General features: G+C 68.0%; 11 protein-coding genes. 6 read left to right on the top strand and 5 right to left on the bottom strand.

Translation table 11 applies throughout. The annotated features are described in order from the left end of the window. Positions 1-30: 30 nt before the first annotated feature. The 3 genes from topA to tldD form a co-directional block, all read right to left on the bottom strand. Positions 31-2,778, bottom strand: a complete 2,748-nt coding sequence (topA, locus tag A6W98_RS13810) for a type I DNA topoisomerase (protein WP_042462364.1) — start codon at positions 2,776-2,778, stop codon at positions 31-33. Positions 2,779-2,936: 158 nt separating this feature from the next. After that, positions 2,937-4,091 (bottom strand): DNA-processing protein DprA, encoded by a 1,155-nt coding sequence (dprA, locus tag A6W98_RS13805; protein ID WP_042465124.1) that lies wholly within the window; start codon positions 4,089-4,091, stop codon positions 2,937-2,939. A 150-nt stretch (positions 4,092-4,241) separates the two neighbouring features. Further along, on the bottom strand, positions 4,242-5,663 hold the full coding sequence (gene tldD / locus A6W98_RS13800; protein ID WP_042462362.1) for a metalloprotease TldD: 1,422 nt from the start codon (positions 5,661-5,663) through the stop codon (positions 4,242-4,244). A 446-nt stretch (positions 5,664-6,109) separates the two neighbouring features. On the opposite strand from tldD, the gene thrC reads away from it, so the two are divergent. The 5 genes from thrC to A6W98_RS13775 all read left to right on the top strand — a co-directional run bounded on the left by thrC (position 6,110) and on the right by A6W98_RS13775 (position 12,359). After that, a complete protein-coding gene (gene thrC, locus A6W98_RS13795; protein ID WP_042462360.1) occupies positions 6,110-7,501 on the top strand; it encodes a threonine synthase in 1,392 nt (463 codons plus the stop codon). Further along, positions 7,498-8,760 carry a M16 family metallopeptidase gene (locus A6W98_RS13790; protein WP_042462359.1) on the top strand — a complete coding sequence of 421 codons (1,263 nt, stop codon included), beginning with the start codon at positions 7,498-7,500 and terminating at the stop codon, positions 8,758-8,760. Before thrC ends, A6W98_RS13790 begins: the two co-directional genes overlap by 4 nt. Further along, the gene (locus tag A6W98_RS13785) at positions 8,760-9,350 is read left to right on the top strand and encodes a GNAT family N-acetyltransferase (RefSeq protein ID WP_042462357.1); all 591 of its coding nucleotides are present in this window, start codon (positions 8,760-8,762) and stop codon (positions 9,348-9,350) included. Before A6W98_RS13790 ends, A6W98_RS13785 begins: the two co-directional genes overlap by 1 nt. Before the next feature lie 714 nt (positions 9,351-10,064). Next, complete coding sequence (locus A6W98_RS13780) at positions 10,065-10,880, top strand: MBL fold metallo-hydrolase (protein WP_042462355.1); 816 nt, start codon at positions 10,065-10,067, stop codon at positions 10,878-10,880. 63 nt (positions 10,881-10,943) lie between these two features. Beyond that, positions 10,944-12,359 (top strand): FAD-binding oxidoreductase, encoded by a 1,416-nt coding sequence (locus A6W98_RS13775; RefSeq protein ID WP_042462353.1) that lies wholly within the window; start codon positions 10,944-10,946, stop codon positions 12,357-12,359. Between the two features lie 101 nt (positions 12,360-12,460). Here the strand turns inward: A6W98_RS13775 and A6W98_RS13770 are convergent, their stop codons facing one another. After that, entirely contained in the window at positions 12,461-13,000 is a 540-nt protein-coding gene (locus tag A6W98_RS13770; RefSeq protein WP_042462351.1) for an adenine phosphoribosyltransferase, read from the bottom strand. A 316-nt stretch (positions 13,001-13,316) separates the two neighbouring features. Between A6W98_RS13770 and A6W98_RS13765 the strand changes: the two genes are divergently transcribed. Beyond that, positions 13,317-13,499 carry a hypothetical protein gene (locus A6W98_RS13765; RefSeq protein WP_042462349.1) on the top strand — a complete coding sequence of 61 codons (183 nt, stop codon included), beginning with the start codon at positions 13,317-13,319 and terminating at the stop codon, positions 13,497-13,499. Positions 13,500-13,704: 205 nt separating this feature from the next. On the opposite strand, the gene A6W98_RS13760 is transcribed toward A6W98_RS13765, so the two are convergent. Then, positions 13,705-14,577: an S-methyl-5'-thioadenosine phosphorylase gene (locus A6W98_RS13760; RefSeq protein ID WP_042462347.1), complete on the bottom strand. Its 873-nt coding sequence runs from the start codon at positions 14,575-14,577 to the stop codon at positions 13,705-13,707. Positions 14,578-14,589: the final 12 nt, after the last annotated feature.

Below are 14,589 nucleotides of genomic sequence, written 5' to 3'. Positions count from 1 at the left end.
GCATTCATGCGATCCGGCCAGGCGGGGCGGTTACCCGGCCGAGTCCGAGGTCTTCGCCTTGGTGGTCTTGGCCCTGGTCCCGGTGGTCTTGGCGGTCGTCTTCTTTGCGGCCGTCTTCCCGGTCTTGGCGGCGGCCGGTTTCGCCTTGGCCTTAGCCTTGGTCTTGCCGCCCTTGGCCGCCTTGGCATCGATCAGCTCGACCGCCTGTTCCAGCGTCACAGCCTCGGGTTCCACATCCTTGGGCAGGGTCGCGTTGACCTTCTCCCATTTGACATAGGGCCCGTAGCGTCCGGCCATGACATCGATGGCGCCGCCCTTCTCGGGATGCTCGCCAAGCTGGCGCAGCGGTTTCGCCGCCGTGCCGCCGCCGCGGGTCTTCTTCTGCGCCAGAACCTCGACCGCGCGGTTCATGCCGATGGTGAAGACCTCCTCGACATCGGGCAGGTTGGCGTATTTCCGGCCATGCTTGACGAAGGGGCCATAGCGTCCGATCCCGGCCTCGACGGTCTCGCCATCCTCGGGATGGGGCCCGATCTCGCGCGGCAGGCTCAACAGCATCAGCGCCTTCTCGAGGTCGATCTCCTCGGGCTTCCAGCCCTTGGGCAGGCTCGCCCGCGGCGGTTTCGGTTCCTCCTCGGTGGGCTCGCCGCGCTGCACATAGGGGCCGAAGCGGCCGATGCGCAGGCTGATCTCGTCCTCGCCGTCATGGCCCAGAACCTTGCCGTCGAGCTCCGAGCTGTCATCGCCGTTCACCGCCGAGAGAGAGCGGGTATAGCGGCATTCGGGGTAGTTGGTGCAGCCGATGAAGGCCCCGCCAGACCGCGCGGTCTTGAGGTTCAGCCGGCCGGCCCCGCATTTCGGGCAGACCCGCGGGTCGGACCCGTCCTCGCGCGGCGGATAGAGATGCGGCGCCAGCACGTCGTCGATCTTGTCGAGGACCTCGGAAATCCGCAGATCGGCGGTCTCGGCGATGGCGGCCGAGAAATCCTTCCAGAAGCGCTCGAGCACCTCGTGATAGTCGCGTGCACCGGCCGAGACGTCGTCAAGCTCGTCTTCCAGGTTGGCGGTGAACTCGTAGCCGACATAGCGGCTGAAATAATTCGACAGGAAGGCCGTCACCAGCCGCCCCTTGTCCTCGGGAACCAGCCGGTTCTTGTCCTTCAGCACATAGCCGCGATCCTGGATCGTGGTGACGATCGAGGCATAGGTCGAGGGCCGGCCGATGCCGAGCTCCTCCATGCGCTTGACCAGCGTGGCCTCGGTATAGCGCGGCGGCGGCTGGGTGAAATGCTGCTGGGCGAGGATCGCCTTGGTCGCATCGAGGATCGCCCGGTCGCAGCGCAGCACCGGTTCATCCCCGGGCGCCTCGATCGGCTGGCCGTCGCGGGCGGCGCTGCCGGTGCCCGCGAGCGTCGCGTAATCGGCGGCGAAGCGGTCGGCCGATGCGGGCCGGGCGGGGTCGCCCTGCGCGATCTGCGGCAGGCGGCGGTCATCGCCATCCTCGCTATCGTCGCGGCCCTCTTCATAGACCTTGAGGAACCCGTCGAAGAGCACGACCTGGCCGGTGGCGCGCAGCACGACCTCGCGATCCGCGCTTTCGACATCGACGGTGGTGCGTTCCAGCCGCGCGGCTTCCATCTGGCTGGCGATGGTGCGCTTCCAGACCAGATCGTAAAGCTTGCGCTGGTCCTCGTCGGTCACCCGCAGCTTGGACGGGTCGCGGGTCATGTCCGTCGGCCGGATGCATTCATGCGCTTCCTGCGCGTTCTTGGCCTTGTTCTTGTACATCCTGGGCGATTTCGGAACATATTCGGCGCCGTAGCGGTCCTTGATCGCGTCGCGCGCGGCCATCACCGCCTCGGGGGCCATGTCGATGCCGTCGGTCCGCATGTAGGTGATGATGCCCGCCTCATAAAGGCGCTGCGCCGCCTGCATGGTCTGGCGCGCGCCAAAGCCGAACTTGCGGCTGGCTTCCTGCTGCAGGGTCGAGGTCATGAAGGGCGGCGCGGGGTTGCGGGTGCCGGGCTTGGCCTCGACCGCGGCGACGGTGAACGCGCGGCTTTCGATGGCCCTGACCGCCAGCTCCGCATCGGTCGCGGTGCCGAGGTCGAATTTGTCGAGCTTCTGGCCGCCAAGCGTGATCAGCCGGGCCTCGTAGATCTGGCCGCGCGGCGTCGCGAACTGGGCCGAGACCGTCCAGTATTCGCGGGCGCGGAAGGCCTCGATCTCCATCTCGCGCTCGACGATGAGCCGCAGGCAGACCGACTGCACCCGGCCCGCCGATTTTGCGCCCGGCAGCTTGCGCCACAGGACCGGCGACAGGTTGAAGCCCACCAGATAGTCGAGCGCACGGCGCGCGAGATAGGCATGAACCAGCGGCTCGTCGATGTCGCGCGGGTTCTTCATCGCCTCGGTCACCGCCGATTTGGTGATGGCATTGAAGACGACCCGGCTGACGGCGGTGTCCTTCTTGATCGCGCGGCGTGCGCGCAACGTCTCTTCCAGATGCCAGGAAATCGCCTCGCCCTCGCGATCGGGGTCGGTGGCGAGGATCAGCGCATTGTCCTCTTTCAGCGCGTCGGCGATGGCCTTCACATGCTTCTTGCTGTCCGAGGCGACCTCCCAGGTCATCTCGAATCCCTGCTCGGTATCCACCGATCCGTCCTTCGGGGGCAGGTCGCGAACATGCCCGTAAGAGGCGAGAACCGTGTAGTCGGAGCCCAGATACTTGTTGATTGTCTTGGCTTTGGCCGGGGACTCGACAACGACGACGGGCATGGATTTCTCTCGACTATGGCGGCGGGTGGCTTGGCGGCGCAAGATGTGGGGGGGAGGGCGCGAATGTCAATGCACGGAAGGGCGCATGGCGAATTTCGCTTCATGGTTGAGGCGCTGCCGCGTCATGCCCGTAGGTTGCGGGTGCGGGGCAGAGCCGGTCAGACCGGGCGCGACAGAAGCCCGCCCGGCGCCCGGGCGATCCGGCCGTCGAGTTCCAGCGTCAGGAGTTCGGAGGTGACGGTGCCCGCCGGCAGGCCGAGGTCGCGGATCAACTGGTCCTCGGCCAAGGGAGAGGGGCCGAGACGGTCCAGGATGCGGGCATGAAGCGCGGCCGTATCGGGCGGCGCGGCGCGGCGGGCCTCGGCCGGGGTCTCGGGCACCTCGGTCATCCGCGGCGGCGGCTTGGCGGGGGCGGCCGCCGCCGGCCGGGGCGCGGGGCCGAGCGCGTCCAGCACATCCTCGGGGTGACGCACCAGCACGGCGCCGTCGCGGATCAGCATGTTGCAGCCGGAGGCCCGGGCATCGAAGGGATGGCCCGGCACGGCCAGCACCTCGCGGCCCTGATCGAGCGCGGCGCGGGCGGTGATCAGGCTGCCGGAGCGGCTGGCGGCCTCGACCACGACCACGGCCCGGGCGAGCCCCGAGACGATGCGGTTGCGCTGCGGGAAATGGCGCGCCTGCGGTTCGAGCCCGGGGGGCTGTTCGGACAGCCGCAGTCCTTTCTGCCCGATCTCTTCGGCAAGCCCTGAATTCTCGACCGGGTAGGGCACGTCGATCCCGCCCGCCTGCACCGCGACGGTCCCGGTCTCGATCGCGGCGATATGGGCGGCGCGGTCGATGCCGCGGGCAAGACCCGAGACGATCACATAGCCGGCCTCGGCCAGCCCCTCGGCCAGCCGCCGCGCCATGCGCATCCCCAGCGACGAGGCGTTGCGCGCCCCGACCAGCGCCACCATCGGGCGTCGGGTCAGATCGGTGCGGCCAAGGGCCCAGAGCACGGGGGGCGCATCTGCAAGGTCGTGGAGGGCAGGAGGGTAGGACGGGTCGCCATGCAGAAGTGCGACGGCGCCCAGCTTGCGGGCGCGGGCGATCTCGGCCTCGGCCAGATCCAGGGGGAAGGGGGTGTAATCGCGAACCCCCGCCTGCCTGGCGATCTCGGGCAGGGCCTCCAGCGCCGCCGCGGCGCTGCCATGATCTTCGAGCAGGCGGAAGAAGGTGGTTGCACCGACACGGCGTGACCGGATGAGACGAAGCCACGTAACCAGGGTGTCTTCCCGGGTGGGTGGTGCGAGGGGGTGGTAGGAAGAAACAATCTCCACGTTTCGCAGCTCCGCTCATCCGTGAACCCAATGTGCCGTGAAATGGGTTAACGTAAGGTGAACGAATTCCAGAATTTCGCCTTTTACGCGAAATGTCGGGATTGGCCCCGGCAAGCCATTGGAATATCGGGGACCGCCCGGGGCTCAGGCCCCGGCGCCGCCCACCGTCAGCCCCCCAATCAGCAGCGTCGGCTGACCCACGCCGACCGGCACCCACTGGCCGGCCTTGCCGCAATTGCCGATCCCGGGATCCAGCGCCATGTCGTTGCCGATGGCCCGGATCTGCTTCATCGCGGCCGGGCCGTCGCCGATCAGCGTGGCGCCCTTGACCGGCGCCCCGACCTTGCCGTTCTTCACCCGGTAGGCCTCGGTGCAGCTGAAGACGAACTTGCCATTGGTGATGTCGACCTGCCCGCCGCCGAAGCCCACGGCATAGATCCCGTCCTTCAGCCCGGCCAGGATGTCGGCAGGCGCGGTATCGCCGCCCAGCATGCAGGTATTGGTCATCCGCGGCATCGGCGGATGGGCATGGCTTTCGCGGCGGCCATTGCCGGTGGGGCTCAGCCCCATCAGCCGCGCGTTCTGACGATCCTGCATGTAGCCCACAAGCACGCCATCCTCGATCAGCACGGTGCGGTTCGAGGGCGTGCCCTCGTCGTCGAAGCTGATCGAGCCGCGGCGGTCGGGGATGGTGCCGTCATCGATCACCGTCACGCCCTTCGCCGCCACCTGCTGGTCCATCAGCCCGGCAAAGGCCGAGCTGCCCTTGCGGTTGAAATCGCCCTCGAGCCCGTGGCCGACCGCCTCATGCAGCAGGATGCCGGGCCAGCCCGGCCCCAGCACCACGTCCATCGTCCCGGCCGGGGCGGGCTCGGCCTCGAGATTGACCAGCGCGATGCGCAGCGCCTCGCGGGTCGAGGCCTCCCAGCTGCTGCGCTCGATCCGCCCGGCCAGCCCGGTGCGGCCGCCGCCACCATCGCTGCCCGATTCGCGATGGCCGTTCTCCTCGACGATCACCGAGACATTGAGCCGGGTCATCGGCCGGATGTCGGAAAGAAGCGTGCCGTCGGGCCGCAGGATGACCACCTCCTGCAGCGAGGCCGCGAGCGAGGCGGTCACCTGCACCACGCGGGGGTCGAGCTCCCGGGCGAAGGCGTCGATCTCGCGGAGCGTGTCGATCTTGAGCGCGAAGGGGGCCTCGGCCAGCGGGTCGGCATCGGTATAGAGCCGCCGGTTGGTCGGCTGCGGCCCCAGCGCCAGCGTGCCGCCGCCCTCGGCCACCGCCAGCCGTGCGGTCTCGACCGCGCGTTTCAGCGCCGCTTCCGAGATGTCGCTGGAATGGGCATAGCCCGAGGCCTCGCCGTGCACCGCGCGCAGGCCGAACCCTTCGGAGGCGTCATAGCTTGCCGTCCTGAGCCGCCCGTCATCGAAGCTCAGCATTTCCGAGCGGCGCCGTTCGAGAAACAGCTCGCCATCCTCGGCGCCCAGCGTGGCGGCCTGCAGCAGAAGCAGCGCCCGGTCGCGGTCGAGTGCGGTCTCGAAAGGGCGGAACGGGGGGTGTTGCATGGGGGCTCCTGACTTGGCGCGGATGGGCTTTGGAAAAAGCGGCGGAATGTCGCAGGTTTCGCTTGTGCCGCCCTGCTCAATATGTTTGTCTTGGGACAAGATGCAACGGTGCGACGCGATCCAGGCGCAGTGCACCGCAAGGATGCCGAAAGGCACCAAGCAGGGAACCGGGTAATCGGCTCATGTCGCTCCACATGAGCCGCCTAAGGGACGGCGAGTGCCGGGTCCGACCCATCAAGTGTCCGGTGCCGCGCGCTCCCGCGGTGCCGGACATTTTGTTTTCAGGCCCAACGCTCGTTTTCAGGACCGCCCCTTTTCGGGGCCGCCGCCCGGGCCGGGGCGCTCCGCCCCGTGATCCCGTCGTACCGCGCTTCCGTCGTTTGCCCCGGGGTGACATGGCCCGATCTGTGGCGTATCAGGCGGCAAGCTGAGGGGAAGAGCAGGCAATGCGCTATGTATCGACCCGGGGACAGGCCCCGGTTCTGAGTTTCGAAGAGGCAATGCTGACCGGGCTGGCCCGCGATGGAGGGCTTTACGTGCCCGAGACCATTCCGGCGATGTCGGCCGACGAGATCGCGGCGCTGGCGGGGCTGTCCTATGAGGAGGCCGCGTTCCGGGTGATGCGCTCCTTCATCGGCGAGGCCTTCACGGATGCCGAATTCGAGGCGATCATCGCCCGCGCCTATCGCGGCTTCAACCACGCCGCCCGCGCGCCCCTGGCCCAGATCGGCCCGAACCACTTCCTGCTGGAGCTGTTCCACGGGCCCACGCTGGCCTTCAAGGACTTCGCGATGCAGCTGATCGGCCAGCTGTTCCAGGCGGCGCTCGAGCGCTCGGGCCAGCGGGTGACCATCGTCGGGGCGACCTCGGGCGATACCGGCTCGGCCGCGATCGAGGCGTTCCGCGGCCTGCCCAATGTCGATGTCTTCATCCTCTTCCCCGAGGGCCGGGTCTCGGAGGTGCAGCGGCGCCAGATGACCACCCCCGCCGAGGACAATGTCCATGCGCTGGCCTTGAAGGGCGATTTCGACGATTGCCAGGCGCGGCTGAAGGACATGTTCAACCATTTCGAGTTCCGCGACGCGGTCGGGCTTGCGGGCGTCAACTCGATCAACTGGGCGCGGGTGCTGGCCCAGGTCGTCTATTACTTCACCTCGGCGGTCTCGCTTGGCGCGCCGCACCGGCCGGTGCGCTTCACCGTGCCGACCGGCAATTTCGGCGACATCTTCGCGGGTTACATCGCCGGGCGCATGGGGCTGCCGATCGAGAAGCTGGTGATCGCCACCAACCAGAACGACATCCTGCACCGGGCGTTGACCGGCGGGGCCTATGAAACGAAGGGCGTCTCGCCCTCGATCAGCCCGTCGATGGATATCCAGGTCTCCTCCAACTTCGAGCGCGCGCTGTTCGAGGCCTATGGCCGCGACGGCGCCGCCGTGGCCGGGCAGATGGAGGATCTGAAGGCGCAGGGCGGCTTTGCCATCAGCCAGGGTGCGCTGGAATTCCTGCGCGAAACCTTTGCCTCGGGTCGCGCGTCCGAGGCCGAGACCACCGAGACCATCCGCGCCACCTTCGCCGCGACCGGGCTGACGATCTGCCCGCATACGGCGGTCGGCGTGAAGGTCGCGGCCGAACAGCCCGCCTCGGCCGCGCCGATGGTGACGCTTGCCACCGCGCATCCGGCAAAATTCCCCGATGCGGTCGAGGCCGCCACCGGCCTGCGGCCCCCCCTTCCAAAATCGATGGCCGATCTGTATGACCGGCCGGAACGGGTGAGCCCGGTCGAGAACGACCTTGCCGCCCTCGAAGCCCTCATCAATGAAAGGCGCAAGCGTTGAGCGTCGAGCTGCACAGGCTGCCGAACGGATTTCGTATCGTCACCGAGCGGATGCCCGGTCTGAAATCGGCCGCCATCGGGATCTGGATCATGGCCGGCGGGCGCGACGAGCAGCCCGAGGAAAACGGCATCGCCCATTTCCTTGAACACATGGCCTTCAAGGGCACCGAGAAGCGCACGACGCTCGAAATCGCCGAGGCGATCGAGGATGTCGGCGGCTATATCAACGCCTATACCTCGCGCGAGATGACGGCCTATTACGCCCGCGTGCTCGAGGCCGACGTTCCGCTGGCGCTGGACGTGCTGGCCGACATCCTGATCAATCCGCTCTTTTCCGAGGACGAGATCGAGGTCGAGCGCGGCGTGATCCTGCAGGAAATCGGGCAGGTGCTGGACACGCCCGATGACGTGATATTCGACTGGCTGCAGGAGGTCGCCTATCCCGGTCAGGCGCTGGGCCGCTCGATCCTGGGGTCCGCCGAACGGGTGCGCGGCTTTACCCGCGAGGACCTGTTCCGCTTCATCGGCAAGCATTATTCGCCCGACCGGATGATCCTGTCGGCGGCGGGCGCCGTCGATCACGCCGAGATCGTGCGCCTGGCCGAGGCGCTGTTCTCGGACCGCGAACCGGTCGCGCGCGGCGCGCTGGAACCGGCGCGCTTCGCCAGCGGTGAGCGGCGCGAGATCAAGCCGCTCGAGCAGGCGCATATGGCGCTGGCTTTCGAATGCCCGGGCTATCGCACCCCCGGGATCTATACCGCGCAGGTCTTCTCGACCGCTCTGGGCGGCGGCATGTCCTCGCGGCTGTTCCAGGAACTGCGCGAGAAGCGCGGGCTTTGCTATACCGTCTTCGCCCAGACCGGCGCCTATGCCGATACCGGGATGATGACGCTTTATGCCGGCACCAGCGCCGAGCAGGTCGGGCCGATGGCCGAACTGACCATGGCCGAGCTGGCCCGTGCCGCCCGGGACATGAGCCCGGCCGAGATCGCGCGGGCCCAGGTCCAGATGAAGGCAGGCCTGCTGATGGGGCTGGAAAGCCCGTCGAACCGGGCCGAGCGGCTGGCGCGGCTGGTCTCGATCTGGGACCGCGTGCCCGGGGTCGAGGAGACCGTCGCCCAGATCGACGCGGTGACGACCGAGGCGGTGCGCGAGTTCGCCTCCCGGCTGACCCTCGACGGCCGTCCGGCGCTGGCCCTTTATGGCCCCGTCTCGGGGGCGCCGGCGCTTGACGCGCTGCAAGGCAGGCTTGCGGCCTGATGCTGGGCCTCAGGCGCAAGGTCCGGATCGAGACCGAGCGCATGACCCTGCGCCCGCCGGCACATGCCGATTTTCAGCCCTGGACGATGCTCCGGGCCGAAAGCATGGCCTTCCTCACGCCTTGGGAGCCGACCTGGTCGCCCGACCATCTGGCGCGCAAGGCCTTTACCAACCGGGTCTACTGGGCGCAGCGGGCGCTGGGGTCGGGCTCGGCGGTGCCGCTGTTCCTGTTCCGCCGCTCGGATGATGCGCTTCTGGGCGCGATCACGCTCGACAACATCCGCCGCGGGCCCTCGCAATCGGGCACGCTTGGCTACTGGGTCGGCGAATGCCATGCCCGCCGGGGCTATATGCGCGAGGCGATCGAGGCGGTGGTGCATTATGCCTTCACCCAGAAGGACCTGAGCCGGATCGAGGCCGCCTGCCTGCCCGAGAATGCCGCCTCGCGCGGGGTTCTGGAGAAATGCGGCTTCAAATACGAGGGCGTGGCCCAGAGCTATCTGCAGATCAACGGGCGCTGGCGCAATCACGTGCTTTACGCGAATCTGCGCCGCGACCGGCGCGGCCGGACCGAAACCGGGCTGGCCTGAGCCTGTCCTGCCCCTGATCTGTCGGCAGCGGCAAGACCCGGTCGGAACCGGTCGGTCGGACGATGCTGTCCCGGCCCCTGGCAAGCGCCGCGCCGACCCGGTTGAGTTCAACGCGCGGGATCGTCAGCGGCGCTTCGGAGATAGGGCCGCAGATGGCTCCCACGGTCGGATCGCCCGCCAACCGCGTCCTGCCCGCCGCATGAGGGGCGGGGCGGCAGTCGGGCCGCCGGATGGCTGGTCACATCCTCGACCGCGGGGCACGGTAGCGGCTGCATTGGGCGAGTCCGTCGTCACGCGGGACTGCATGATTGCTCGCGCGGACGAGGATGGAGCACCGCCACACCCTGGCCCACCTGATCATGTAGTCGCGCAGATTGCCCTGCCAGGCGGCATGCCGGACCACCCGTCGAGCATCGCGGTGGTGCCCCCCGGCCGGGGGAATTGATGGCGAGAGGCCCGTTGCTTGCCATCCGCGTGGCTTGCGCCCGGGCAAAGGCCGCGATCTCGCCGGCAGCAGTCCTGCTTCGGAAGGAAGACCTGCTGCGGGGCGGCTGAGCCTCGGCAATGGCATGAAGAGACCCTGACGCGGGCCGAAGCTCGGATCGCGCCCTTTGACGCCAATGTCCCCGTCTTTTTGACGCAAGGGAAAGTTTATTCCCCGGGCGTGACGGAGACCGTTGAAACGCTAGCTTTTCGTAAAAGGGGAGGCGCGCCATGTTGCGGTCCTGTCTGATCCTGCTTGCGGTCCTGACCGCCTTGCCGGCCTTTGCCGAGGGGCGGCGGCTCAGCCATTGCATCGCCATCGCCGATGCCGCCCCCGGCATGCGCTTTCTGCACCGCGCCGCCTTCGGGACGCCGCTCGATGAGAATACGGTGCGACTGACCTTCGTCGATCACGCGACCTTCCTGCTCGAAACCTCGGGCGGTCTGGTGGCGGCCACCGATTATACCGGCTATCTCGGGCCGAACCCGGTCACGCCCGACGTGGTGACCATGAACAATGCCCACGAGACCCATTTCACCGCCTTTCCCGACCCGGCGATCCCGCATGTGCTGGAGGGCTGGGCCAAAGGCGGCGAGGCGGCCGATCATCATCTCGATCTCGGCGAGATGCTGGTGCGCAACGTGCCGACCGACATTCGCGGCCGCGACGGCGCCTCGGTGCGTCAGAACGGCAATTCGATTTTCGTCTTCGAGGTCGCGGGGCTCTGCATCGGGCATCTGGGCCATCTGCACCATGTCCCGGATGAGTCGCAGTTCGCGGCGCTCGGGCGGCTCGACGTGGTGATGGCGCCGGTCGACGGGCGACTGACGCTGGATCTGCCCGCGATGATCGCGGTGCTGACGCGGCTGAAAAGTGCGGTCGTGATCCCGATGCACTGGTTCGGCCCGCGGACGCTCGACCGCTTTCTCGAAGGCATGGCGGGTGAGTTCGAGGCGAGCCGGCCGGGCGGTTCCTCGCTCGAGGTCTCGCTCCGGACGCTGCCCTCCCGTCCGACCGTCGTGGTGCTGGAGCCTCTCTCCGACTGAGTTGTCCGACCGGCTTGCCAGCGGGCGCCCCGGCATGCTTCACCGGAGACGAAAGGACCGCCCATGCTGAACCCCGTCACCGATGCCTTTGCCGCCGATCTGCGCGCGCGCCTGCCTGCCGCCGTCTTTCGCGAGCTGACGCCCGCCTATCTGGAAGAGCCGCGCGGCCGGTTCCGGGGGCAGGGCGCGCTGTTGCTGGCGCCGGGACGGGTCGATGAGGCCGCCGAGATCGTCCGCGCCTGTGCCGCTGCGCGGGTCGGGGTCGTGCCCTATGGCGGTGGCACCGGGCTGGTCGGCGGGCAGATCATGGAAACGGGGCCCGCTCCGGTCATCGTCACGCTGGAACGGATGCGGGCCATTCGCGCGGTCCATGCCGACGAGAATGTGCTGGTGGCCGAGGCGGGCTGCATCCTGGCCGAGGTCCAGGCGGCGGCCGAGGCGGCGGGACGGCTGTTTCCGCTGTCGCTGGCCTCGGAGGGCTCGGCCCGCATCGGCGGGCTGCTGTCGACCAATGCGGGCGGGCTCAACGTGTTGCGCTATGGCAATGCGCGCGATCTGTGCCTCGGTATCGAGGCGGTGCTGCCCGACGGCTCGATCCTGAAGGGGCTCAAACGGCTCCGGAAGGACAATACCGGCTATGACCTGCGGCATCTGCTGATCGGGGCCGAGGGCACGTTGGGGCTGATCACCGCGGCGACGCTGAAGCTGGCGCCCCGGCCCGCGGCCACGGGGGCGGCGCTTCTGGCGGTGCGCGATCCGGCGGCGGCGCTGGCGCTTCTGGCCATGGCGCGGGACCGGGTGGGCGAGGGGGTCTCGGCCTTCGAACTGATTCATCGCGCGGGGCTGGACTTCCTCGCCGAGACCATGCCCGATCTGCGTCGGCCCTTCGCCGATCCGCCCGATTGGATGGTGCTGATCGAGCTCGGTCTCGGCGCGGGGCAGGACCCGGGCGCGGCGCTGGAAGATCTCTTTGCCGGGGCCTTCGAGGCGGGGCTGGTCGCGGACGGGCTGGTGGCGCAATCCGAGGCGCAGCGGCAGGATTTCTGGACAATGCGCGAAACGATCCCGCTCGCCAATCGGCGGATCGGCGCGATCGCCTCGCATGACATCTCGCTGCCGCTTTCGGCGATCCCCGATTTCATTGCCGCGGCCGGGCCCGCGCTTGCCCGGATCGGCCGCTTCCGGATCAACTGTTTCGGCCATCTGGGCGACGGCAACCTGCATTACAACGTCTTCCCGTTGCCCGGAGAGACCCGCGCCGATCACGAGGCGCAGCGCGATGCCATCACGCGATGCGTTCATGATCTGGTGGCCGGGTTCGAAGGCTCGATCAGTGCCGAGCACGGGATCGGACGGCTCAAGGTTGCAGAGCTCGGGCGCTATGGCGATCCGGCGCGGCTGGCGGCGATACGGGCGATCAAGGCCGCGCTCGATCCGGCAGGCATCCTAAACCCCGGCGCGGTCATCCCGCCGCCCTGACCAGGCGCCGCGGCAAGGACGGAGGGCGTGTCATGGGTATTTTCGCCAAGAAGAAGAGACACTCCCGCTTCTTCTTGGCTTAAATACCCAATTCGGGAACCTCAGGCGCCCGCGTATTCGCAGAGCGTGTGCACGTCCATACCCATCTCTTCAAGCCGCTTGCGGCCGCCGAGTTCGGGCAGGTCGACGATGAAGGCACAACCGATAACCTCGGCCCCGAGCCGTTCGCAAAGCTTGATCCCCGCCTCGCAGGTCCCGCCGGTGGCCAGCAGGTCGTCGACGATCAGCACCTTCTCGCCCGGGGCGAGCGCGTCGTCATGGATCTCGACCACGGCCTCGCCATATTCGAGCTTGTATTCCTCGGCGATGGTCGCGGCGGGCAGCTTGCCCTTCTTGCGGATCGGCACGAAGCCCTTCGAGAGCTGGTGCGCGATGGCGCCGCCCAGGATGAAGCCGCGCGCCTCGAGGCCCACGACCTTGTCGATCTGCGCCCCGGCATAGGGGTTCAGCAGCTGGTCGATCGCCATCCGGAAGCCGCGCGGATCGGCGAAAAGCGTGGTCACGTCGCGGAACATGATCCCCTCATGGGGGAAGTCGACGATGGTGCGGATATAGTCCTTGACGCTGCTGCTGGCGATCATCCCGGGGCCCTCTGCTTCAGATCCTTCGGGGCCCGCTTCTGGCGCAAGGTTTTGCCCCCCGCAAGGGCGTGGTTTGACGCAAGGGGTGCGCGCTCAGCCGCGTGAGGTCATGAAATAGCGGTAGAACCGGTCGGAGATCCAGTTGAGATGCGGCTTGCGCCAGTCCATCCGGTCCCGTCTCAGCAGGCATTGTGCGACATGAAGATTCATTTTCGGACTCCCTTCCGTTTTCTTGTTGCGAACCCATCCCGGGTTCAGGTTAATGCACATGTATATACATCGCATAGACAAAAGGCAACGGTGGGACGCGTGGGCCATGGGCAAGAAGGGTGGAAAGAAGGACAGCCAGCTGGTGCTTCGGCTCGACAAGGAGCAGCGCGACGAGTTCGTGGCGCTCTGCAAGACGCTCGATACCAGCGCGGCGCGCGAGATCCGCGCCTTCATCCGGACATTCGTCAAGCAGCATGGCGGCGAGGCCGGGAGCGGAAAGAAGAAATAGGATCGCGCGCGTGCCGGGCCGGTGCGGCAGCGTTCCCGGCTTGGGCTGTCCGTGCTGCGGGGGCGGACAGGGCAGGGTGCCCGCGGGGATGTCCTGAACCGGTTCCGAGCGGTGCCGCGCCTGGCCGAGAGGCCTGAAACGGGCCGGGCAGATCGCTGCCGTCGGAACCGGCCGCGTGGGCCGGATCCGCGCTTTCGGAGGCGGCTCAGCGGCCGAGGACGCGCCCCGCGACCGCGTCGAGCCGGGCGATCAGGGCCGGGTCGCGTTTTTCGGGGGCGGTGATCAGCGCATGTTCAAGCGCGGCCTCGCAGCCCTTGTCGCAGGGTTTGTGGGCGCCCAGAAGCCGGGGCAGGCGGCTGACCATGCCACGGGCCTTTTCGGCATTGCCGATCAGGGTTTTGACGATGTCGGCCACCTCGACCGCATCGTGATCGGGATGCCAGCAGTCATAATCGGTGACCATGGCGATCGAGGCATAGCAAAGCTCGGCCTCGCGGGCCAGCTTGGCCTCGGGCATGTTGGTCATCCCGATCACGTCGCAGCCCCAGTTCTCGCGATAGAGCTTCGATTCGGCCAGCGTCGAGAATTGCGGCCCCTCCATCGCCAGATAGGTGCCGCCGTCATGCACGGTGATGCCCTCGTCGCGGGCGGCCTGCAGGCAGGCGGCCGAGAGCCGGCCGCAGGTCGGATGGGCCATGCTGACATGCGCCACGCAGCCCTCGCCGAAGAAGCTCTTCTCGCGGGCGAAGGTGCGGTCGATGAACTGGTCGACCACCACGAATTCGCCGGGCGCGAAATCCTCGCGGAACGAGCCGCAGGCCGAGACCGAGACGACATCGGTGGCGCCGATCCGCTTCAGCGCGTCGATATTGGCGCGGTAGGGCACGGAGGTCGGCGAATGCACATGGCCGCGGCCATGGCGCGGCAGGAAGGCCATCTTCATCCCGTCGAGCGTGCCGGTCAGGATCTCGTCGGAGGGCGTGCCCCAGGGGGTCTCCACTGCCTGCCAGCGCGCGTCTTCCAGCCCGTCAATGTCGTAGACGCCCGAGCCGCCGATCACCGCGATCATTCGTTCCATGTCATCCGTCCC

This window comes from Rhodovulum sulfidophilum DSM 1374 (genome assembly GCF_001633165.1).
Lineage (GTDB): Bacteria > Pseudomonadota > Alphaproteobacteria > Rhodobacterales > Rhodobacteraceae > Rhodovulum > Rhodovulum sulfidophilum.
Note: the sequence above shows the minus strand (reverse complement) of the source record. Positions and strands in the feature narration are given on the sequence as shown.

Bases quoted from the DNA above. Each gene is read 5' to 3' on its own strand.
- topA (WP_042462364.1), bottom strand. From the start codon at position 2,778: ATGCCCGTCGTCGTTGTCGAGTCCCCGGCCAAAGCCAAGACAATCAAC.
- tldD (WP_042462362.1), bottom strand. From the start codon at position 5,663: ATGCAACACCCCCCGTTCCGCCCTTTCGAGACCGCACTCGACCGCGAC.
- thrC (WP_042462360.1), top strand. From the start codon at position 6,110: ATGCGCTATGTATCGACCCGGGGACAGGCCCCGGTTCTGAGTTTCGAA.
- A6W98_RS13785 (WP_042462357.1), top strand. From the start codon at position 8,760: ATGCTGGGCCTCAGGCGCAAGGTCCGGATCGAGACCGAGCGCATGACC.
- A6W98_RS13780 (WP_042462355.1), top strand. From the start codon at position 10,065: ATGTTGCGGTCCTGTCTGATCCTGCTTGCGGTCCTGACCGCCTTGCCG.
- A6W98_RS13775 (WP_042462353.1), top strand. From the start codon at position 10,944: ATGCTGAACCCCGTCACCGATGCCTTTGCCGCCGATCTGCGCGCGCGC.
- A6W98_RS13770 (WP_042462351.1), bottom strand. From the start codon at position 13,000: ATGATCGCCAGCAGCAGCGTCAAGGACTATATCCGCACCATCGTCGAC.
- A6W98_RS13765 (WP_042462349.1), top strand. From the start codon at position 13,317: ATGGGCAAGAAGGGTGGAAAGAAGGACAGCCAGCTGGTGCTTCGGCTC.
- A6W98_RS13760 (WP_042462347.1), bottom strand. From the start codon at position 14,577: ATGGAACGAATGATCGCGGTGATCGGCGGCTCGGGCGTCTACGACATT.